This is a genomic window from Streptomyces sp. NPDC034086, from assembly GCF_055575515.1.
In genome coordinates this window covers 81,025-100,562 of sequence record NZ_JBVISM010000019.1, presented here as the reverse complement: position 1 = coordinate 100,562, position 19,538 = coordinate 81,025, and the positions used below count along the sequence as shown (strand labels likewise).

General features: G+C 73.1%; 20 protein-coding genes. 8 read left to right on the top strand and 12 right to left on the bottom strand.

Annotated elements, in window-relative coordinates:
• Positions 1-190: 190 nt before the first annotated feature.
• A complete protein-coding gene (locus tag ACZ514_RS29345; protein ID WP_469126086.1) occupies positions 191-1,798 on the bottom strand; it encodes a sensor histidine kinase in 1,608 nt (535 codons plus the stop codon).
• On the bottom strand, positions 1,795-2,832 hold the full coding sequence (locus ACZ514_RS29340; protein ID WP_468171543.1) for a rod shape-determining protein: 1,038 nt from the start codon (positions 2,830-2,832) through the stop codon (positions 1,795-1,797). The genes ACZ514_RS29345 and ACZ514_RS29340 overlap by 4 nt, the downstream gene beginning before the upstream one ends.
• 222 nt (positions 2,833-3,054) lie before the next feature.
• On the opposite strand from ACZ514_RS29340, the gene ACZ514_RS29335 reads away from it, so the two are divergent.
• Positions 3,055-3,756: an esterase/lipase family protein gene (locus ACZ514_RS29335; protein ID WP_468171540.1), complete on the top strand. Its 702-nt coding sequence runs from the start codon at positions 3,055-3,057 to the stop codon at positions 3,754-3,756.
• A gap of 32 nt (positions 3,757-3,788) precedes the next feature.
• Here ACZ514_RS29335 and ACZ514_RS29330 read toward each other — a convergent pair whose 3' ends face one another.
• Positions 3,789-4,367 (bottom strand): hypothetical protein, encoded by a 579-nt coding sequence (locus ACZ514_RS29330; RefSeq protein WP_469126085.1) that lies wholly within the window; start codon positions 4,365-4,367, stop codon positions 3,789-3,791.
• A gap of 78 nt (positions 4,368-4,445) precedes the next feature.
• Between ACZ514_RS29330 and ACZ514_RS29325 the strand changes: the two genes are divergently transcribed.
• Positions 4,446-5,135, top strand: coding sequence for a hypothetical protein (locus ACZ514_RS29325; protein ID WP_468171534.1), 690 nt, complete (start codon positions 4,446-4,448; stop codon positions 5,133-5,135).
• Between the two features lie 138 nt (positions 5,136-5,273).
• Here ACZ514_RS29325 and ACZ514_RS29320 read toward each other — a convergent pair whose 3' ends face one another.
• The gene (locus ACZ514_RS29320) at positions 5,274-5,696 is read right to left on the bottom strand and encodes a MarR family winged helix-turn-helix transcriptional regulator (RefSeq protein WP_468171531.1); all 423 of its coding nucleotides are present in this window, start codon (positions 5,694-5,696) and stop codon (positions 5,274-5,276) included.
• A 95-nt stretch (positions 5,697-5,791) separates the two neighbouring features.
• On the opposite strand from ACZ514_RS29320, the gene ACZ514_RS29315 reads away from it, so the two are divergent.
• The 3 genes from ACZ514_RS29315 (at position 5,792) to ACZ514_RS29305 (ending at position 8,298) form a co-directional block, all read left to right on the top strand.
• Complete coding sequence (locus tag ACZ514_RS29315; RefSeq protein ID WP_468171528.1) at positions 5,792-6,814, top strand: NADP-dependent oxidoreductase; 1,023 nt, start codon at positions 5,792-5,794, stop codon at positions 6,812-6,814.
• 65 nt (positions 6,815-6,879) lie between these two features.
• The gene (locus tag ACZ514_RS29310) at positions 6,880-7,305 is read left to right on the top strand and encodes an organic hydroperoxide resistance protein (RefSeq protein WP_468171525.1); all 426 of its coding nucleotides are present in this window, start codon (positions 6,880-6,882) and stop codon (positions 7,303-7,305) included.
• A gap of 78 nt (positions 7,306-7,383) precedes the next feature.
• On the top strand, positions 7,384-8,298 hold the full coding sequence (locus ACZ514_RS29305; protein WP_468171522.1) for an EI24 domain-containing protein: 915 nt from the start codon (positions 7,384-7,386) through the stop codon (positions 8,296-8,298).
• A 41-nt stretch (positions 8,299-8,339) separates the two neighbouring features.
• Here ACZ514_RS29305 and ACZ514_RS29300 read toward each other — a convergent pair whose 3' ends face one another.
• Entirely contained in the window at positions 8,340-9,233 is an 894-nt protein-coding gene (locus tag ACZ514_RS29300) for an NAD(P)-dependent oxidoreductase (RefSeq protein WP_469126084.1), read from the bottom strand.
• A 98-nt stretch (positions 9,234-9,331) separates the two neighbouring features.
• On the opposite strand from ACZ514_RS29300, the gene ACZ514_RS29295 reads away from it, so the two are divergent.
• Positions 9,332-9,670 carry a winged helix-turn-helix transcriptional regulator gene (locus ACZ514_RS29295; RefSeq protein WP_388939136.1) on the top strand — a complete coding sequence of 113 codons (339 nt, stop codon included), beginning with the start codon at positions 9,332-9,334 and terminating at the stop codon, positions 9,668-9,670.
• Between the two features lie 58 nt (positions 9,671-9,728).
• Here the strand turns inward: ACZ514_RS29295 and ACZ514_RS29290 are convergent, their stop codons facing one another.
• Genes ACZ514_RS29290 through ACZ514_RS29280 form a run of 3 tightly spaced genes read right to left on the bottom strand, consistent with a single transcriptional unit; the run spans position 9,729 to position 12,318 of the window.
• Positions 9,729-10,442 (bottom strand): carbon-nitrogen hydrolase family protein, encoded by a 714-nt coding sequence (locus tag ACZ514_RS29290; protein WP_468171516.1) that lies wholly within the window; start codon positions 10,440-10,442, stop codon positions 9,729-9,731.
• Positions 10,443-10,446: 4 nt separating this feature from the next.
• Entirely contained in the window at positions 10,447-11,688 is a 1,242-nt protein-coding gene (locus ACZ514_RS29285) for a low temperature requirement protein A (protein ID WP_469126083.1), read from the bottom strand.
• Between the two features lie 54 nt (positions 11,689-11,742).
• Positions 11,743-12,318 (bottom strand): TetR/AcrR family transcriptional regulator, encoded by a 576-nt coding sequence (locus tag ACZ514_RS29280; protein WP_468171513.1) that lies wholly within the window; start codon positions 12,316-12,318, stop codon positions 11,743-11,745.
• A 156-nt stretch (positions 12,319-12,474) separates the two neighbouring features.
• On the opposite strand from ACZ514_RS29280, the gene ACZ514_RS29275 reads away from it, so the two are divergent.
• On the top strand, positions 12,475-14,991 hold the full coding sequence (locus ACZ514_RS29275; protein ID WP_469126082.1) for a beta-glucosidase: 2,517 nt from the start codon (positions 12,475-12,477) through the stop codon (positions 14,989-14,991).
• A 100-nt stretch (positions 14,992-15,091) separates the two neighbouring features.
• Here ACZ514_RS29275 and ACZ514_RS29270 read toward each other — a convergent pair whose 3' ends face one another.
• Positions 15,092-15,979, bottom strand: a complete 888-nt coding sequence (locus ACZ514_RS29270; protein WP_468171507.1) for an SGNH/GDSL hydrolase family protein — start codon at positions 15,977-15,979, stop codon at positions 15,092-15,094.
• 249 nt (positions 15,980-16,228) lie between these two features.
• Between ACZ514_RS29270 and ACZ514_RS29265 the strand changes: the two genes are divergently transcribed.
• Entirely contained in the window at positions 16,229-16,723 is a 495-nt protein-coding gene (locus ACZ514_RS29265; RefSeq protein ID WP_007263912.1) for a DUF3145 domain-containing protein, read from the top strand.
• 150 nt (positions 16,724-16,873) lie between these two features.
• On the opposite strand, the gene fabF is transcribed toward ACZ514_RS29265, so the two are convergent.
• From fabF to ACZ514_RS29250, 3 genes are all read right to left on the bottom strand, one after another.
• Complete coding sequence (fabF, locus tag ACZ514_RS29260) at positions 16,874-18,139, bottom strand: beta-ketoacyl-ACP synthase II (protein ID WP_468171505.1); 1,266 nt, start codon at positions 18,137-18,139, stop codon at positions 16,874-16,876.
• 79 nt (positions 18,140-18,218) lie between these two features.
• Positions 18,219-18,467 (bottom strand): acyl carrier protein, encoded by a 249-nt coding sequence (locus ACZ514_RS29255; protein WP_468171502.1) that lies wholly within the window; start codon positions 18,465-18,467, stop codon positions 18,219-18,221.
• A gap of 55 nt (positions 18,468-18,522) precedes the next feature.
• On the bottom strand, positions 18,523-19,527 hold the full coding sequence (locus ACZ514_RS29250) for a beta-ketoacyl-ACP synthase 3 (protein ID WP_468171499.1): 1,005 nt from the start codon (positions 19,525-19,527) through the stop codon (positions 18,523-18,525).
• Between the last annotated feature and the right edge of the window lie 11 nt (positions 19,528-19,538).

Sequence of the window (19,538 nt, the reverse complement as noted above, 5' to 3'; positions counted from 1 at the left end):
TCCCGTTTCTTTGGGGGGTTCTCGGCAGTCCTTGTCTTTCCGGGGCGGGACGGTCGGTCAAGGGTGGCCGAAGGCCATCGCGTAGCGACGCGACGGAGGAGCGCCCTTGAGGGACCGGCCCGACACGGAAGGACGATGGGACTGACGGGAAACCCCCAAACCGACTGTGACGCCGCCCGAGGGGATCTCCCTACAGCCCCGCCTCCCACACCACCGTCGTGCCCCGCGTGCCCGCTTCCGTGCGGCCGTCGTCGGAGACCGTCAGGCGGACCCGGGACGGGGTCGCGTCGATCTCGACCTCGATCGACGTGACCTCGCTGCGCCGGTGTGCCGCCGCCAGGGCGCCGCGCAGGGTCGACAGGAGCGCGGACGTCACCGGGTCCGGGAGCAGCGCGTCCACCGGCCCCGCGAAGTGCACCGACGGCTGGAACCCCAGCAGTACGGCGGCTCCGCCCGTTTCGCGCAGCACACGTCCGCGGAACGTGGTCGGGGCGTCGGTCGGGGGCTGCTGGAGGGCGAAGATGGCCGTGCGGACCTCCTGGATGGTGGAGTCCAGTTCGTCCACGGCGCGGGCCAGTTCCTCGCCGACCTCGTCGCCGCCCTGGCCGCCGCCCCCTTCGCCCGCCGCCGCGTTGGCCGACCGGCGTCGCGTGCTCTCCAGCATCATCTCCGTGGCGAACAGCCGCTGCACCACCAGGTCGTGCAGGTCGCGCGCGATCCGGTCGCGGTCCTCGTACACGGCCAGCTGCTCCCGGTCGTGCTGCGCGTCCGCCAGGACCAGGGCCAGTGCGGCCTGCGAGGCGAACTGCGAGGCCAGCAGCCGGTCCACCGCGTCGTACGGCTGCCCGCCCCGGGCCCTGGGCAGGGCGAGGGTGCCGATCAGCTGTCCGCCGCTCTGCAGCGGCAGCATCATGCTGGGCCCGAAGCGTTCGCGGACGTGCGTGGTCATGCGGGGATCGGTCGCGGAGTCCTCTATGAAGACGGGCTCGCCGCCCAGGAGTTGTTCCAGCACCGGCGAACCGGGCGCGATGGCGGTGCCGACCAGGTCGCCGGGGTCCCCGTGCGTCGAGGCGGCCACGATTTCCATGCCGCCCTCCGGCGTCGGCTGGAGCACCACGCCGGCCGCCGCGTCCGCCAGCAGCCGGGCGCGTTCGGCCACGCACATGAGGGCGTCCGCCGCCGGACGTCCCGCCAGCAGGGTGGTGGTGACGGCGGCCGCGCCCTCGATCCAGCGTTCGCGCCGGCGCGCGGTCTCGTACAGCCGGGCGTTGCCGATCGCTATGCCGGCCTGCGAGGCCAGGACGCGCATCAGCGCGAGGTCCTCGTCCGTGAAGGGGCCGCCGCCGCGCTTCTCGGTGAGGTAGAGGTTGCCGAAGACCTCGGTGTGCACCCGGATCGGCACGCCCAGGAAGCTGCGCATGGCCGGGTGGCCGGGCGGGAAGCCCGCCGCGCGGGGGTCCCTCGTCAGGTCGTCCAGCAGCAGGGGCCGGGGATCGGTGATGAGCGCGCCGAGGAGGCCGGTGCGGCCGTCGGGCAGCCGGGGGATCGCGGCGCGTTCGGCGTCGGTCATGCCGGAGGTGAACAGCTGGGTCAGCCGGACGCGCTCGGGGTCGACGACCCCGAGCGCTCCGTACCGCGCTCCGCACAGCTCGGTGGCGGAGTCCACGACGTGCTGGAGGGTGGTGTGCAGCTCCAGCTCGGAGCCGACGCTGAGGACCGCCTCCAGCAGCACCGGGATGCTCGAAGGCACACCGGTCCCGCCGGTTCCGGCGGTGCCGGCGGGTCCGTCCAGGGTCATCCGGCCAGCGGGTTGAGGACCATGGGGGCGATTTTTCCTTCCAGCATCGCGCCGAGTCCCAGCACGGCGCACACGTCGGGCCGTTCGGCGATGGCCACGGGCATTCCGGTGGAGTCCCGCAGCATCTGGTCCAGGCCCGGCAGCAGGGCGCTGCCGCCCACCATCATGATCCCCCGGTCCGTCAGGTCCGCGACCAGGTCGGGCGGGCAGTCCCGCAGCACCTTGCCGATGCCGTCGAGGACGGCCGTCAGCGGGGTGTGGATGGCGTCCCGCACGGCGGCGGTGTCCACGTGGACGGAGCGGGCGAGTCCGGTGGCCACGTCCCGACCGTGGATCAGGGTGGAGGCCGGGCCCTCGGGGGTGATCCCGTTGCCGTGCAGCGCCAGCTGGAGGGGGCGTACGGCCTGGCTCGGCAGCATCAGTTCGTGGGCGTGGCGCAGGTGCTGGACCACCGCGTGGTCGATGGCCTCGCCGCCGACGGGGATCCGCTCGGCGGTGACGATCGATCCGAGGGAGAGCACCGCGATCTGGGTGGCCGCCGCCCCGCACACCATGATCATGGTCGCGGTCGGCTGTTCCACGGGCAGGCCACAGCCGACGGCGGCCGCGATCAGGGTGTCGACGAGCTCGACGCGCCGGGCGCCGAGTCCGACCATGGTTTCCACGGCCGCCCGCTGCGCGAGCGGGTCGGCGTCGTGCGGGGTGCAGCAGGCGGCGCGCAGCCGGGGCTTGCGGCGCAGGGCGCGGCGCAGTTTCTCGCCGAGGAGGTGACGCAGCATCCGCTGCGCCATCTCGATGTCGACGACGGTGCCGCCGGAGACGGGGCGCACGACGCGGATGTAGTCGGGTGTGCGGCCGGTCATCCGCTCGGCGAAGGTGCCGACGGCGATGAGGGCGCCGGTGCGGGTGTTGACGGCGGCGACGCTGGGCTCGTCGACGACCAGTCCCGGTCCCTTGACGTAGACGCGGGTCCTCGCGGCTCCCAGGTCGACGGCGACGTGGCAGCGGCGCAACTGCTCAAGACTGACGGTCACGGCAGATCCTCCCGAGAGCGCGGACGAGGGATGAGACCGGCAGTAGCCGATCGCATTTCACATCTTCTCGGATAAATGGGTCATGCCGCCCGTTGGGCTGCTCCGGGTGGGGTGCGGCGTACGGGTGAGGGGTGCTGCACGGGGGTGGATTTCTGTACCGACAGGCAGCAGCATGCGCGCACCGTCCGCGCTACCGGCGCGTAACAAGGTAAAGGGGAGCCGATGCTGACGCTCCGCCAGAGACTCCTGGTGCTCCTGACCCTCTGCCCGGTCCTCCTGGCACCCGTTCCGGCCCGGGCCGCCGCCCCCGGGGCGGCCGACGGCGCCGCCGCCCGCAATCCGGTGGTCTTCGTACACGGCTACAACGCCGACCCGGGGGTCTGGGGGTCCCTGCGCGAGGACCTCAGGGCCGACGGGTACGCCGACTCCGAGCTCTTCTCCTTCGGCTACGACACCCACCAGTCCGTCAACGAGGTCCTCTCCGGACGCCTCGCCGCCTACGTCGACCAGGTCCGCCGGCAGACCGGCGCCGCCCGCGTGGACCTCGTCGGACACTCCTTCGGCTCGCTCGTCAGCCGCTGGTACGTCAAGTACGGCGGCGGCGACGCGGCCGTGGACCACTGGGTCTCGCTGGCGGGCCCCAACCACGGCACCTCCACCGCCTGGGCCTGCGCACTGTGGGACCAGGCCTGTCGCGACATGACCCCGGGCTCGTACGTGACGAAGAACCTCGCCGCCGGTGACGAGACCCCGGGCGCGGTCAGGTACGCCACCTTCTGGTCGGAGTGCGACGAGGTGGTCAACCCCGACAGCAGCGTTCCGCTCGCCGGGGCCCTCAACACGCCGGTCGGCTGCCTGGAGCACAACGACCTGCTCGGCGACGACGCCACCTCGGCCGGAGTCCGCGCCTTCCTGCGGAACTGACCGGAGGCGGCGGCCCCGACCCCTGCCGGCCCCTACGCCTCCTGCACCCGCTGGAGCAGCCCGTACGTGAACTCCGCCACCAGCGGCCGGCCCGACGCGGTGAACGCGAGCCGCCAGCGCGTCGGCGCCGTGCCCTCCATCGGCCGGGCCGGCGCGAAGGCGCGCGCGACCTCGTCCACCGTTGCCGACCAGGGCCGCAGGTCACCGGCCGTCTCCAGTACGGGTCCCCGCGCGCCCGGGGCCCGGACCAGCCAGTCGTTCCACACCGCCCCGTCCGGCGCGGCCAGCACCTCGAACCGGAGCTCCGGCCACAGCGGCACCGGCCACAGCAGGGCCTCGCACTCCAGGTCGCCGATGGTTCGCCGCTCCACGGACTCCGGCGGTCCGAGCACCGACCGGTAACGCGCCAGGGCACCGCGCGACCTGGGGGAGCGGACCATCGCCTGCCAGCGCCGGTTGGCCTCCCGCTGCTCCGCGAGGGTCGCGCCGAGGCGCAGCCGGGCCTCCTCGGCCAGGCCGGGCTGGAAGTCCGCCATCCGGCGCAGCAGCACCAGCTGGAAGGCGGCCGGCCCGAAGGATCCCGGGCGCCCCGGAGTCGGAGTCGCTGTCATGGAAGTAACGATTCCACACAGGATCCTTACCTTCCCGGAATGCTTATGTTGCCGGGGACCGCATAGCCTGCGGTCGCCATGAACTACTTCTGCCCCGCCTGTCAGAGGCACCTCAACGGCGCGCTCGCCTGCGCCGGGTGCGGAACCCCGGCCGAGCACCTGGTGGTCGCCGCGCCGAGCGTGCCGTCCCCCGGCCCCGAGCCGCAGCCCGCGCTGGCGGAGGTGTTCGCCGATTCGCTGGTCGTGCTGTCGGGCCCCCACGAGGGCCGCGCGGGCACCCGCAAGCGCGCCGCCACCCGCCGCAGACGGGGCCGGGGTGTGCTCGCGCTCGGGCTGGGTCTGGTGCTGGCGACCGGGGGCTCGATCGCCGTGGCCCGGATCGTGGCCGACGACGAGGGCGCCGACCGGGCGGACAAGGTGGTGCTGACCGACGACGGGCCGAAGCAGCCGGACCCGCTGCCCAGCGGGGGGCCCGCCGTGCCGCCGGTCCTGCCGAAGGGCTCCGGCGGGGCGGCGAAGGCGGCCCGGCCCAGCGGGAGCCCGAGCGGGTCGGCGCAGCCGTCGGTGAGTGCGAGCGCCTCCGCCTCGGCGGCGACCCCCTCGCAGAAAGCTTCCAGCAGCGGGGCGTCCGTAAGGCCGACCCAGCCGGGGCAGCCCGCGCCGGGCCCCACCGGCTCGTCGCAGCCCACCCGGCCGAGCCCGACGAGCACGACGGGCAAGCCGAAGCCGAAGCCGACCGAGACCTGCGTGTTCTGGTTCTTCTGCTGACCGGGCCCCACGGCCGGTGCGGCACCTCCGGCCGTAGGGCATTCCCCGGTCCGTGCCGCAACCCCGGCCGGTGCGGCGTCCGGTCCGTGCGGCGTCCGGCCCGTGCGGCGTCCGGCCCTTACGGCGCCCCCTGACCGCTCAGCCCAGCATCCGCCTGAGCAGGTCCCGCAGCGCCGTGCGCTGCTCCGCCGAGAGCCCGGCCAGCGGCTCGCGCGCGAAGTCCAGCGACTCGCGCAGCCGCTCGGCGGTCGCGACGCCCTCCTCGGTGGGCGCGGCCAGCTTCACCCGGCGGTCGGCCGGGTCCGGGCGGCGTTCGACCAGGCCGCGGGTCTCCAGCCGGTCGATGATGCCGGTCACGTTCGAGGGCTCGCAGCGCAGCTTCTGCGCGATGTGCCGCATGGGCAGCGGCTCCATCGAGAGCAGGTTCAGCACCTTGGCCTGGGCACCGGTGAGCTGGTGGCGGGCGGCCGCCTCCTCGTACTCCATGTGGTAGCGGGCCACGACATCGCCGATGAGTTCGACGACCTCGACGGTCACTGGGTCTGCGCGACGACTGGGCATGGCTCCAGCGTAACGGTTTACTTGACAACATGAAATATCCAGGCGCATGGTTGTTTCACGTTCTGAAGTAAATCTTCGTTCCCCTGGAGTCCCTCATGTCTCAGATCCCCGCCGTCAGCCGCGAGTGGCACCTCGTCCGCCGCCCGCAGGGCTGGCCCGTGGCCGAGGACTTCGCCCTGCGCGAGGTGCCCGTCTCCGCCGAGCCCGCCCCCGGCCGGATCCTGGTCCGCAACCTGCACATGTCCGTGGACCCCTACATGCGCGGCCGGATGAACGACACGAAGTCCTACATCGCGCCCTTCCAGCTCGACGAGCCGATGCAGGGCGGCGCCGTCGGCGAGGTCGTCGCCTCCAGCGCCGAGGGCTTCCAGGCCGGTGACCACGTCCTGCACATGCTGGGCTGGCGCGAGTACGCCGAGGTGGACGCCGGACAGGCCGTCAAGGTCGACGCCGCCCTCGCCCCGCTCTCCGCCTACCTCGGCGTCCTCGGCATGCCGGGCCTGACCGCCTACGCGGGCCTCTTCGAGGTCGCCTCCTTCAAGGAGGGCGACTCCGTCTTCGTCTCCGGCGCGGCGGGCGCGGTCGGCAGCCTCGTCGGCCAGTTCGCGCGGATCAAGGGCGCCTCCCGGGTGATCGGCTCCGCCGGCTCGGACGAGAAGGTGACGCTGCTCACGGAGAAGTACGGCTTCGACGCCGCCTTCAACTACAAGAACGCCCCCGTCGCCGAGCAGCTGCCCGCGGCCGCCCCCGACGGCATCGACGTCTACTTCGACAACGTCGGCGGCGACCACCTCGAGGCCGCCGTGACCAGCATGAACGTCCACGGACGCGCCACCCTCTGCGGCGCCATCGCGGGCTACAACGACACCGAGGCGGCCCCCGGCCCGCGCAACCTCATGATGGTCATCGGCAAGCGGCTGCGCCTCCAGGGCATCCTCGTCGGCGACCACTACGGACTGCAGCAGCAGTTCGTCAAGGACGTGGCCGGCTGGCTGGCCTCCGGGGAGCTCCGCTACGACGAGACGGTCGTCGAGGGCGTGGAGAACGCCACCGACGCCTTCCTCGGAATGCTGCGCGGAGAGAACACCGGAAAGATGATCGTTTCTTTCACCGGTTAGGCTCACTCCACGACCGTCGCGATCGTGGGCGCGCATCGCGGCGATTCATCTGGAGGAAGTACTTCATGTCCATCACGCAGACCGACGTCGCGTACACGGCCGTCGCCACCGCCGAGAACGGCCGTGACGGCCGCGTCGCCACCAACGACGGCCAGCTCGACGTCGTCGTGAACCCGCCGAAGGAGCTCGGCGGCAGCGGCGCCGGCACCAACCCGGAGCAGCTGTTCGCCGCCGGCTACAGCGCCTGCTTCCAGGGTGCCCTCAGCGTCGCCGCGCGCAACGAGAACCTCGACGTCACCGGCTCCACCGTGACCGCCGAGGTCGGCATCGGCAAGAACGACGACGGCTTCGGCATCATCGTCAAGCTCACGGCCTCGATCCCGACCGTGGACGCCGCGACCGCCAAGGACCTGGTCGAGAAGGCCGACCAGATCTGCCCGTACTCCAAGGCCACCCGCGGCAACATCACGGTCGAGCTGAACGTCGCCTGACCGCGTCGCACGCCTGGTGAAGGCCGCACCCCCCGCGGGGTGCGGCCTTCGCCGTACCCGGCCCCATAAACTGGCCCCATGCGTGATCTTGCGGGGGGTTTCCGGTACCTGTTGGCCGGACAGAAATGGGTGTTCCGGAACGGCCGCTGGCTGGGCTTCGGCCTGCTGCCGGGCCTCGTCGCGCTGGCGCTGTACGCGGCCGCGCTCGCCGGCCTCCTCTACGGCGCCGACGACTTCGTCGAATGGGCCACGCCCTTCGCCTCGGACTGGTCCTCGCCCTGGCTGGGCCTGTTCCGCGGCTTCCTGACCGCCGTGACCCTCTCCCTCGGGCTCTTCCTCTCGGTGATCACCTTCACCGCCGTGACCCTGCTGGTCGGGCAGCCCTTCTACGAGTCCCTCTCCGAGCAGGTCGACCGGACCGAGGGCGGGGAGGTCCCCGAATCGGGGCGCTCGTTCTGGGAGGACCTGTGGGTCTCCGCCCGGGACAGCGTGCGGCTGCTGGTACGGGTGGTGCTGTACGGGATCCTGCTCTTCGCCCTCGGGTTCGTTCCCGTCATCGGACAGACCGTGGTGCCGGTGATCGGGTTCTGCGTCTCGGGCTTCTTCCTCACCCAGGAGCTCACCTCCGTCGCGCTCCAGCGGCGCCGGGTGGACCTGGCCGAGCAGCTGGTCCTGCTGCGCGGGCGGCGGGCGCAGGCCCTGGGCTTCGGCGTGCCGCTGGTGCTGGCGTTCCTGATCCCGTTCGTCGCGGTCTTCCTGATGCCGGGCGCGGTGGCGGGGGCGACCCTGATGGCGCGGGAGCTGGTGGGCGCCGACTCCGCCGACTCTGCCGGTGCCACGGAGGACGGGGAGGACGGCGGCGACCCGCGGCCCGGCCAGGGCCCGTACGGCCAGGGCCCGTACGGCCGGCCCCACGGCCAGGGTCCCGGCCAGTCCTACGGCCAGCCCCCGAACCCCTACGGCCAGCCCCCCAACCCCTACGCCCAGGGCTGACCGGGCCCGGCCCCCGCGGGGTCCCGCCGGCCGAGGCGCGGCTACCGCCGCCGCAGCAGGGTGAGCGCCGCGACGGTGTCCTCGCCGCCGTGGGCCGCCGGGTCGGCCTCCAGCCGCTCGCGCATCAGGTCCAGGTACGGGCTGATCAGCTCGGCGCTGACCCCCTGGTCGGCGGCGGTGCGCAGCAGCGTGCCGCTGGCGGCGACCTGCATGGCCAGGTTGGACACCACCTCACTGGTGAAGTCCCGCGAGGTCAGCCGCTCCGCGGCGTTGCCGACGAAGAAGCCCATCGCGCCCAGCCACTCGGACAGCAGCGGCGCCAGGTCCTTGGGGGCGATGCCCTCGCCCTCGATCAGCGCGTAGGCGTGCGAGATCCCCGCGAACATGCCGTACATCGCGCTGAGCAGCGCCACGTCGTGCAGCGCGGCGTGCCCCGGGTCCTCGCCGACGAAGCGGGCGCCGGCCGGGACCTCCAGGGCGGCCCGGTGGGTGTCGAAGAGGGAGCGGGAGCCGCTGTAGAGCACGTACCCCCCGGAAGCGGGCGTGCCGATCATGTCCGGCGTCGCCATGATCCCGGCGTCCACGAAGCGGGCACCGCGCTCCTGGGCCCAGGCGGCCCGCGCCCGCCCCTCGGCGGGGGTGCCGGTGGTGAGGTTGACCAGGTCCTTGCCGGCCAGGTCGACGCCGTCCAGGGCGGATCCGATGCTGGCGTCGTCCAGCAGGCAGAGCACGACGAGGGTGTTCGCGGCGACGGCCGCGGCGGGGCTCTCGGCGACGGCCGCGCCCTCGGGGGCCAGGGCGGCGGCCTTGGCGGCGGTGCGGTTCCAGACGGTCAGGGGGTGCCCGGCGGCGAGCCAGGTGCGGGCGAGGGCGGTGCCCATGTCGCCGAGTCCGAGCAGGGTGAGCGGACGCTTCGTCACGTGTGTGTCGGTCATGCCGTTTAGCCTGGTGGCGGGCGGTGACGCGCTCAAGTACGCACTTCGGAGTGGGTGGTTACCCCGAGGTGAGCGAGCAGGTGGGAGGGGAGTACGTGATGGCGGTGACAGGCCGGCCCGGGGCGGACCACTGCGGGATCGCCGCGGCGATGTCCGTGATCGAGGGCAAGTGGAAGGTCTCGCTCCTGTGGGAGCTGGAGCGTTGCCCGCGGCGCCGCTTCGGCGAGCTGCGGCGGCTCGTCCCCGGGGTGTCGGAGAAGGTGCTCGCGGCGCAGCTGCGCGAGCTGGAGACCGACGGCATAGTCCGCCGGGAGGTGTACGACGAGGTCCCGCCGCGCGTGGAGTACTCCCTGACTCCGCTCGGCGAGGAGCTGAACGGGGCCCTGGAGGCCCTGGGCGAGTGGGGCGCCAAGCACCTCCTCCCGGACTCCGCCTGAGCCGGGGGGATGCCGCCTGGGCAGGCCGCCGGGCGGCCGGACGTCAGGCGGCCGGACGTCAGGCGGGGACCTCGACCGTGACCACGTCCGGGCCGCGGTCGCCGGCCTCGGCCAGCAGGGCGCCGTCCGGGGCCCATACCGCCGCGCCGCCGCAGCCCGTCCACGGGCCCGCCGGGCCGACGTGGTTGGCCAGGACCACGTACAGGCCGTGCTCCTTCGCGATCCCGGGGTACACGCTCGCCCGCTCGGCGATCCCGTCGCCCGTGCCGTACAGGGAACTCGCCAGGTGCACCGCGCAGCCGTCGGCCGCGGCCCGGCCGGCCAGCTCGGGGAAGTGGTTGTCGAAGCAGACGCCCAGCGAGAAGCGGATGCCGCCGAGTTCGAAGCGGCCGTCGGCGGTGCCCGCGGCGAAGGCGCCCCGTTCGTGCTGGTAGAGGTGCTGCTTGGCGTACGTCGCCAGGTGTCCGCCGTCCGCGCCGTACACCAGCGTCGCGATGGCGGGCAGCGGCCCGCCGGTGCGCAGGGCGACGTTGACGGCCACCGCCGTGCCGGTGGAGCGCAGCCCGTCCAGGCGGGGGTCCTCGGCGTCGGCCAGCCACAGGCCGGGGTCGTCGGCGAGGGCGTCCAGCTCGTACCCGGTGAGCGTGAACTCCGGGAACACCACCAGCTCCGCGCCCTGTCCGCGCGCCCGGACGGCGAGGGCGGCGGCGGCCGCGGCGTTGGCGGAGACGTCGGCGGGAACGCAGGTCAGCTGGGCGGCGGCGATCTTCATGGACTCAGGATGCCAGCCCCTCGGCCGCCTCCCCGCCCCGGCCGCCCGGGAGCCGGTCCCGGCGGCGCACCAGGCCCAGCTCCACCAGGTTCAGGACGGTGACCACGAGGGTCAGCAGGCCGAGGGCCCCGAGGGAGGGCAGCAGGACGGCCACCGGCAGCAGGGCCAGGACGGCCGCGGCGGCCGCCAGCCGGGTCACCGACCAGGAGCGGAACAGGTACCAGCGGGTGTAGCCGAAGGTGGCGAGGAAGAGGGCGCACCCCCCGTGGAGGAGGGCGGCGACGCCGGCCGGGAGCCGCGTCCCGGGATGGGCGACGGCCTCGGCCATGCCGACGGCCACCGCGATGACCGAGGCGATCAGCGAGAGGTGCCCGTACGAGAGGACCTGCCGGGCCACGTCCGCCCGTACGGCCGCGGTCTCCAGTCCGTGCCGGACGGCTCCGGCGGCGAGGTGGAAGTACACCCACCACAGACCGCAGACGAGGACGAAGGCCACGGCGACGGCCGCCAGGGAGCCGGTGCCCAGCTCGGGGGCGGCGGCGACCGGGGCGCCGACCGCGACGATCGACTCGCCCAGCGCGATCATCACGAACAGGCCGAACCGCTCGGCGAGATGGCCCGAGTCGAGGTTCAGCCGGACCATGGCGGAGCGCGTCAGCCGGGGCGCGGCCAGGTCCACGGCGGCGGCCAGGGCCCACAGCGCGACGCGGAGTCCGCCGTCGAGGAGGGCGCCGGCCAGCATCAGCGGGCCGCTGATCAGCACCGACAGGGTCACCGGGGTGGGCCGGAGGCGGCGGCTGCGGCCGTGCGCGAGCGCGGCGAGCACCAGGCGGGCGCAGAAGTAGGCGCCGGCGAGGAGGAGCCCGCGGTCGCCGAAGGCCTCGGGCAGGGCCAGGGCCATCAGCAGGCCGCACAGCCCGGCCGCGAAGAGGGCGATCCGGTTCAGCGGCCGGTCCGCGTCATGGGTGTTGGCGTGGACGGTGTTGCCCACCCACACCCAGTAGACGGGTACGAAGACGATCAGGGCGCGGCCGGTGCCGGCCCACCCGTGGTCGTGGTGCAGCAGGGCGGAGACCTGGGTGACGGCGAAGACCAGCACCAGGTCGAAGAACAGCTCCGACCATGCGACCTTCTTCTCAGGCTTCTCAGGCTTCTCAGGCCTCTCGGGCCTCTCAGGCCTCTCCAGTCCCTCCTGCCCCAGAGGCCTCGTCTCGCGTGCCGCGATGTCCGGATCCAGTGACTCCATCGTGTGTCCCCCCGCTCGGAGTTCGGGGACAGGATGCCCGGCAGGACGGGTCGGCTATGCGCCCGGACCCCTCAGCAGGGTGAGGAAGGAGCGGAACGCGGCGGGCATGTCCACCGATTCCGGGGCGAGCAGCCACTGGTACTGGAGGCCGTCCATCACCGCCGTGAGCAGCGGAGCGGCCTCCTCCGGGGTGAGGCCGGAGGGGAGGCGCGCACCGAACTCCGCGCGCAGCAGCGTGGCCATCTCCGCCCGCACCTGCGCGTACCGCTCGGTGAAGAAGGCGCGGGCCGGATGGCCGTCGGTGACGCTCTCGCCGAGCAGCGCCGAGAAGGTCTGCACGATGCCGGGGCGCATGGCGTTGTACTCCACCAGCGACTCCAGCAGGTCCAGGCGCCAGGCGTCGGCGGCCGCGCGGGAGCCGCCGCCGGTGTCCCAGCGGTCCCGCTCCTCCAGGACCGCGACGAGCAGGGCCTCCTTGGTGGGGAAGTAGTGCAGCAGTCCCTGCTGGGTCAGGCCCACGCGTTCGGCGACGGACCCCAGGGAAGCGCCCCGGTAGCCGCGCGCGGCGATCACCTCGACCGCCGCGCGGACGATCTCGCCGCGCCGCTCTTCGCTCTTCGCTCTGGCCATCGCCCGGCGCTCCTTCCGCTTCACACCCGCCAGCAGGACCGTACGGCATGGTGAAGTCACGAAAGCATCACGAGACCTACCGCGTTACAGGTCTCGGGTCCACGATGGGGGCCGTCCGCACCGCACGCGCACGCACACCGACGAGGAGCCACGGCCGTGACCGATGCCGATCAGCCACGCGAGGACCGCGAAGCCCCCGGGCACGCCGGGAACCGCGAGGACCGTGACGACCGCGACGACCGCGACGACCGGGCACGCGAGGACGCCGTGGAGGCCGCGCTGGGCAAGCTCGACCTCGACACCAAGGCCCGCCTGCTGGCCGGGCAGGACATGTGGTCCCTGCCCGCCCTCCCCGGGATCGGACTCGGGTCCCTGGTCATGTCCGACGGCCCCGTCGGGGTCAGGGGCGTGCGCTGGACCGCCGACGACCCCTCGGTCGCGCTGCCCTCCCCGACCGCCCTCGCCGCCGCCTGGGACCCCGCGCTCGCCCGCCGCGCCGGCCGGTTCCTCGCCCAGGAGGCCCGCCGCAAGGGCGTGCACGTCCTCCTCGCCCCCACCGTCAACCTGCACCGCTCCCCGCTGGGCGGCCGCCACTTCGAGTGCTACTCCGAGGACCCGTACCTCACCGGCGCCATCGGCAGCGGTTACGTCAGCGGCGTCCAGGACGGCGGGGTCGCCACGACCGTCAAACACTTCGTCGGCAACGACGCCGAGACCGAGCGCTTCACCGTCGACAACGTCATCGCCGCGCGCCCGCTGCGCGAGGTCTACCTCGCGCCCTTCGAGGCCATCGTCAGGAACGCCCGCCCCTGGGGCGTCATGACCGCCTACAACCGCGTCAACGGCACCACCATGACCGAGCACCGGCAACTGGTGAACGAGGTCCTGCGCGCCGAGTGGGGCTTCGACGGCTGCAACGTCTCCGACTGGACGGCCGCCCGTTCCACCACGGGGTGCCTCCTCGGCGGCCTCGACGTCGCCATGCCCGGCCCGCGGACCGTCTACGGGCCCGCCCTCGCCGAGGCCGTCCGCTCCGGGGAGGTCCCCGAAGCCGCCGTCGACGGGGCCGTGCGCAACGTCCTGCGCCTCGCCGCCCGCGTGGGTCTCCTCGAGGGTGCCCCCGCCGCCGTCGCGGAACCGCCCGCCCCGCTCGACGGACAGGCGCTGGCCCGCGAGCTGGCCGCCCGCGGCGCCGTCCTCGTACGCAACGAAGCCGGCGCCCTGCCACTGGACGCCGGCCCCGGCCGCACCGTCGCCCTGATCGGCGCCGCCGCCCGTGACGCCCGCGTCCTCGGAGGCGGATCCGCGACCGTCTTCCCCGAGCGGGTGGTGTCCCCGCTCGACGGGCTCACCGCCGCGCTGCCCGAAGGCGCCCTCACCTTCGCCGTCGGCGCCGACCCGAGCGACGAACTCGTCCCCGCCGGACAGGGCTTCGAGCTGCGCGCCGTCTGCCGGGACGCCTCCGGGGCCGTCATCGGCGAGGCCACCCTGCCGAGCGGTCAGGTCCAGTGGATCGGCGAGGACCTGCCCGAGGGGGCCTCCTACGAGACGATGGCCACCGTCGAGGTGACCGGCACCTACCTGCCGCGCGAGAGCGGCGAGCACGCCTTCGGCACCCGCGGACTCGGCGCCTTCACCCTCGCCGTCGACGGCCGCACCCTCTGGGAGGGCGTCCAGGAGACGGGCGACGAGACCGACCCCTTCGAGGCCTTCCTCGGAGCGCCCAGGGAGCGCGCCCGGGCCGTCCTCACCGAGGGCGAACCGGTCGGGGTGTCGCTGACCTACCGGGTCCCCGACATGGGCGCGCTGCCCCTGCGGGCGGTGGTGTTCTCTCTGCTCCACCTCGGGCCGCGGCGCGACGCCGACGAGCTGATCGCCGAAGCGGTGGGGGCCGCGCGCGCCGCCGACACGGCCGTCGTGGTCGTCGCCACCACCGAGCGGGTGGAGTCCGAGGGCTTCGACCGCGCGGACCTCGCCCTGCCCGGCCGCCAGGACGACCTCGTGCGGGCCGTCGCCGCCGCCAACCCGAACACCGTGGTCGTGGTCAACGCGGGCTCCCCCGTCGAGCTGCCCTGGCGCGAGGACGTCGCCGCCGTGCTGCTGACCTGGTTCCCCGGGCAGGAGGGCGGGGCCGCGCTGGCCGACGTACTCCTCGGGGTGAGCGAGCCCGGCGGGCGGCTGCCCACCACCTGGCCCGCCGCCCTCGCCGACGCGCCCGTCACCGAGGTCGTCCCCGCCGACGGGCGGCTGGAGTACCGCGAGGGGCTGCTGATCGGCTACCGGGCGTACGAGGCCCGGGGGGTGACGCCGGCCTACCCCTTCGGGCACGGCCTCGGCTACACGGACTGGGCGTACGAGTCCCTGGAGGCGGCCGCCGACCGGGTCCGGGTCCGTCTCACCAACACCGGGACCCGGCGGGGCCGCGAGGTGGTCCAGGTCTACCTGGCGCCCCTCGCCGACCCGGACGGGCGCGCGGCGAGCCGGCTGGCCGGCTTCGCGGGCGTGGAGGGCGGGCCCGGGGAAAGCGTCGAGGCGGAGATCGAGCTGCCCGCCCGGGCCTTCGAGGTCTGGGACGAGGACGCGTGCGGCTGGCGGCGGACCGGCGGCAGCCACCAGGTCCGCGCGGGCCGCTCGTACGCAGACACCCGGCTGACGGCGACCCTCGGCCCGTGACGGCGGGACGGCACGACACGCCGCAGCGCGGATGTGGCCGGAAAAGACCCGTGCACCGGGCCGGGGGAGGCCCCTGGGACCGCCCCCGGGCCGGTGCGCGTCAACGTGGCGGCGCCGCCGCCGTCACCTGTCGGTGCGCGAGTTCCGCGAGCCGCGCCTGCCCGTCCCGGCCCGGGTGGAACCAGTCCCAGCGGCTCAGCTGGTCCGCCCCGAAGGGGTACTGGAAGACGGCGCCGCCGTCGTAGCGGCACAGCGTGTCCGTCGCGCAGACCTCGCGCAGCACCTCGTTGTACTCGACCACCCGGGCCCGCACCTTCTCCCGGCGGGCGGTCGCCACCGCCTCGGCCGACAGCGGGTCGGCCAGCATGGACTGACAGATCCCCAGTTTCCAGACCTGCCGTACGACGGGGACGTCCTTGCCCTGCTCCCACAACCGCTGGAGGTCCGGCACGGAGGACACGTACACCTGCGACTCGGGCGACGCGCTCCGCAGCTCCTTCAGGGCACGCTCGAAGCCGGCGCGGAACTCCGCCACCGGGGTCATCGAAGAAACCGTGGGCCGGCAGGCGTCGTTCGAGCCGACCATGACCGTGACCAGGCCGGGCTTGTGCCGGGCCGCCAGCGCCAGCTGTCCCGGGAGGTCCGCCATCCGCGAGCCGGTGACGGCGTAGTTCCAGCTGCGCGCGGGCACCTCGGAGTCGCCCAGCAGCCGGGCGGCCAGGGAGCGGACGGCGGGATCGCTGCCGGTGGCCCAGGAGACCTCGGGGCAGTCGGCCAGCACCGAACAGGCGTCGAAGCCGCGGGTGATGGAGTCGCCGACGGCGGCGACCGAGGCGGGCGCGGTGTTCCAGCGCGGCGCGGCCTGCGCCCCCCGCTCACCGCCGGCCGGCGGACCGCCGGAGTCACAGCCCGTGACCGTCGCGGCCAGGACGGCCACCGCCACGCCCGCGGACCGGCGTGCACGACGGCGGGCGGCGGTGGAGCGCATGGGGTTGGTCCTCCCTCGTCGCCCCCGGTCCTCCAGGGGCGTCCTGCTGAGTGAATGCTCTGGGTTTACGGGTCTTGGAGCGACCGTACGTCACACCATGACCCCTCGCGCACGGTAGCTTTTTCCCGTGGCGTTTCGGCCGCATGTGCCGTAGCGCAATGTCAAATAATTTCCGTTACATTACATCACGTCACATACTGTCCGTTTTCTGGAGATTATTCCCGACCTCGTCCCATACTGGAGGTCCAGGTGACGACACGTGGAGTCCTGTACGTGCATTCCGCACCGCGTGCGCTCTGCCCGCACGTGGAATGGGCCGTAGCGGGCGTGCTCGGGGTGCGGGTGAACCTCGACTGGATCAGGCAGCCCGCATCCCCCGGTACCTGGAGAGCCGAGTTCTCCTGGCAGGCCGAGGCGGGGACCGCCTCGAAACTCGCCTCCGCCCTGCGCGGCTGGCACCTGCTCCGCTTCGAGGTGACCGCCGAACCCTGCCCGACCGCCGAGGGCGAGCGCTACAGCTCGACCCCGGAGCTCGGCATCTACCACGCCGTCACCGGCATGCACGGCGACATCCTGATCCCCGAGGACCGGCTGCGTGCCGCGCTCGCCCGGTCCGCGCGCGGCGAGACCGACCTGGAGGCGGAGATCGCCAAACTGCTCGGCAAGCCCTGGGACGACGAGCTGGAGCCCTTCCGCTACGCCGGCGAAGGCGCCCCGGTCCGCTGGCTCCACCAGGTGGTCTAGCCGCCCGGTACGACGAAGGCCCACCCGGTGTCCGGGTGGGCCTTCGTCGTACCGGGCGCGGTGTTCGAGACGACGAACACCGCGACCATCAATGGAGCAGCCAGAGCGGCGGGCAAACACGTCCGCGAGAGCGGAGCCGGCTGAGGCGCACTAAACGGTGCGGAACGCCAGCGAGACGTTGTGGCCGCCGAAGCCGAAGGAGTTGTTGATCGCGGAGATCGGGCCGTCGACGGGCAGCTTGCGGGGCTCGCCGCGGACGATGTCCGCGTCGATGTCCTCGTCCAGCTCGTCGACGTTGATCGTCGGCGGGGCGATCCGGTGGTACAGCGCCAGCACGGTCGCGACGGTCTCGATGCCGCCCGCGCCGCCCAGCAGGTGACCGGTCATCGACTTCGTCGCCGAGATCGCCACGTGGTCGAGGTCGTCGCCCAGGACCTTGCGCAGCGCCTTCAGCTCCGCCGTGTCACCCTGCGGGGTGGACGTGGCGTGCGCGTTGACGTGGACCAGCTCGGCCGGGTCCATCTGCGTGTTGTCGAGCAGGTTCTGCACGGCGGCCGCGACACCGCGGCCCGTCGGCTCCGGCTGCGCGATGTGGTGGCTGTCCGCGGACAGGCCCTGGCCCAGCACCTCGCAGTAGACGCGGGCGCCGCGCTTGGCGGCGTGCTCGGCGGACTCCAGGACCACGACACCGGCGCCCTCGCCGAGGACGAAACCGTCGCGGGCCTTGTCGTACGGGCGGGAGGCCGTGGTCGGGCTCTCGTTGTTTTTGGACATCGCCATCATGTTGGCGAACGCCGCGATCGGCAGCGGGTGGATCGCCGCCTCGGTGCCGCCGGCGACGACCACGTCGGCACGGCCGGTACGGATCATCTCCACGGCGTAGCCGATGGCCTCGGCGCCGGACGCGCACGCGCTGACCGGGGTGTGCACACCGGCGCGGGCGTTGACCTCGAGGCCGACGTTGGCCGAGGGGCCGTTCGGCATGAGCATGGGAACGGTGTGCGGGGAGACCCGGCGCACACCCTTCTCCTTCAGTACGTCGTACTGGTCGAGCAGGGTGGTGACACCCCCGATGCCGGAGGCGATCACGGTGCCCAGACGCTCGGGGACCACGGTCGTGTCCTCGCCGGCCGGGGCGGTGTACCCCGCGTCGGCCCAGGCCTCACGGGCCGCGATGAGGGCGAACTGCGCCGAGCGGTCGAGCTTGCGGGCCAGCGGGCGGGGGAGTACCTCGCTCGGGTCCACGGCGGCCTGGGCGGCGATCCGGACCGGCAGTTCGGCGAAGCGCTCACCCTCCAGGGGCGAGACGCCGGACCGGCCGGCGAGCAGACCTTCCCAGGTCGAAGCGCTGTCGCCACCCAGCGGAGTGGTTGCGCCGATACCGGTGACGACCACGGTGCGATTGGTCGGGCTCACAGGAATTCTTTCTCCACGTCTAAGGGGGTGCTGAATTGTCACGGCGCCACCGCCAGGTGGCGACAAACGCTCGTCAGGCTCAGGCCTGGTGCTTCAGGATGTAGTCGGCGGCGTCGCCGACCGTCTTGAGGTTCTTGACGTCCTCGTCGGGGATCTTCACGTCGAAGCGCTCTTCAGCGGCGACGACGACCTCGACCATGGACAGCGAGTCGACGTCCAGGTCGTCGGTGAAGGACTTGCCGATCTCGACGTCCTCGACCGGGATGCCCGCGATCTCGTTGACGATCTCCGCGAGACCCTCGACGATTTCGTCCTGCGTGGCGGCCATGTGGCGCTCCTTCTGTAGCTAACTGGTGGATCAGGGCGGGAAGTGATCCCGGGCCCTAGGGGAGGGTAACGACCGTCGCGGCGTAGACGAGCCCCGCCCCGAAGCCGATGACGAGCGCGGTGTCGCCGCTCTTCGCCGCTCCGGTCGCCAGGAGCCGCTCCATGGCGAGCGGGATCGAGGCGGCCGACGTGTTGCCGGTGGTTTCCACGTCACGGGCGACCGTGACGTGCTCCGGCAGCTTGAGAGTCTTCACCATCGAGTCGATGATCCGCATGTTGGCCTGGTGCGGAATGAAGACGTCCAGGTCATCCGGGGTGATCCCGGCGGCGTCGAGCGCCTGCTGGGCCACCTTGGCCATCTCGAAGACGGCCCAGCGGAAGACCGCCTGGCCCTCCTGCGTGATGGCCGGGAACTTCTCGCCGCCGTCCTTGCCGAGGTACTCGTCCCACGGCACGGTCTGCTTGATGGTCTCGGACTTGTCGCCCTCCGAACCCCACACCGTGGGGCCGATGGCCGGCTCGTCCGAGGGGCCGACGACCACGGCACCGGCGCCGTCGCCGAACAGGAAGGCCGTCGCGCGGTCCTCCAGGTCGGTCAGGTCCGAGAGCCGCTCCACGCCGATGACGAGCACGTACTCGGCGGAACCCTCCACCACCATGCCCTTGGCGAGCGTGAGGCCGTAGCCGAAACCGGCGCAGCCCGCCGAGATGTCGAACGCGGCCGGCTTGCCCGCGCCGACCCGGTGCGCGATCTCCGTCGCGATGGCCGGGGTCTGCTTGAAGTGCGAGACCGTCGAGACGATCACCGCACCGATCTGCTCGGGGGCGACACCGGCGTCGGCGAGCGCCTTGCCGGAAGCCTCCACCGACATCGCGGCGACGGTCTCCTGGGGCGAGGCCCAGTGCCGGGACGCGATGCCGGAGCGGGAGCGGATCCACTCGTCGGAGGAGTCGATCGTCTCGAGGATGACCTCGTTGGGCACCACACGGGTCGGGCGGTAGCCGCCGACACCGAGGATGCGGGCGTACGGGGAGCCCTTGGCCGGCTTGATCTTTGACATGCTGTGTGGGC

What these genes read in the sequence shown, in the direction of transcription:
- ACZ514_RS29345 (WP_469126086.1), bottom strand. Translation starts at nt 1,798, where the DNA reads ATGACCCTGGACGGACCCGCCGGCACCGCCGGAACCGGCGGGACCGGT.
- ACZ514_RS29335 (WP_468171540.1), top strand. Translation starts at nt 3,055, where the DNA reads ATGCTGACGCTCCGCCAGAGACTCCTGGTGCTCCTGACCCTCTGCCCG.
- ACZ514_RS29330 (WP_469126085.1), bottom strand. Translation starts at nt 4,367, where the DNA reads ATGACAGCGACTCCGACTCCGGGGCGCCCGGGATCCTTCGGGCCGGCC.
- ACZ514_RS29325 (WP_468171534.1), top strand. Translation starts at nt 4,446, where the DNA reads ATGAACTACTTCTGCCCCGCCTGTCAGAGGCACCTCAACGGCGCGCTC.
- ACZ514_RS29320 (WP_468171531.1), bottom strand. Translation starts at nt 5,696, where the DNA reads ATGCCCAGTCGTCGCGCAGACCCAGTGACCGTCGAGGTCGTCGAACTC.
- ACZ514_RS29315 (WP_468171528.1), top strand. Translation starts at nt 5,792, where the DNA reads ATGTCTCAGATCCCCGCCGTCAGCCGCGAGTGGCACCTCGTCCGCCGC.
- ACZ514_RS29310 (WP_468171525.1), top strand. Translation starts at nt 6,880, where the DNA reads ATGTCCATCACGCAGACCGACGTCGCGTACACGGCCGTCGCCACCGCC.
- ACZ514_RS29305 (WP_468171522.1), top strand. Translation starts at nt 7,384, where the DNA reads ATGCGTGATCTTGCGGGGGGTTTCCGGTACCTGTTGGCCGGACAGAAA.
- ACZ514_RS29300 (WP_469126084.1), bottom strand. Translation starts at nt 9,233, where the DNA reads ATGACCGACACACACGTGACGAAGCGTCCGCTCACCCTGCTCGGACTC.
- ACZ514_RS29295 (WP_388939136.1), top strand. Translation starts at nt 9,332, where the DNA reads ATGGCGGTGACAGGCCGGCCCGGGGCGGACCACTGCGGGATCGCCGCG.
- ACZ514_RS29290 (WP_468171516.1), bottom strand. Translation starts at nt 10,442, where the DNA reads ATGAAGATCGCCGCCGCCCAGCTGACCTGCGTTCCCGCCGACGTCTCC.
- ACZ514_RS29285 (WP_469126083.1), bottom strand. Translation starts at nt 11,688, where the DNA reads ATGGAGTCACTGGATCCGGACATCGCGGCACGCGAGACGAGGCCTCTG.
- ACZ514_RS29280 (WP_468171513.1), bottom strand. Translation starts at nt 12,318, where the DNA reads ATGGCCAGAGCGAAGAGCGAAGAGCGGCGCGGCGAGATCGTCCGCGCG.
- ACZ514_RS29270 (WP_468171507.1), bottom strand. Translation starts at nt 15,979, where the DNA reads ATGCGCTCCACCGCCGCCCGCCGTCGTGCACGCCGGTCCGCGGGCGTG.
- ACZ514_RS29255 (WP_468171502.1), bottom strand. Translation starts at nt 18,467, where the DNA reads ATGGCCGCCACGCAGGACGAAATCGTCGAGGGTCTCGCGGAGATCGTC.
- ACZ514_RS29250 (WP_468171499.1), bottom strand. Translation starts at nt 19,527, where the DNA reads ATGTCAAAGATCAAGCCGGCCAAGGGCTCCCCGTACGCCCGCATCCTC.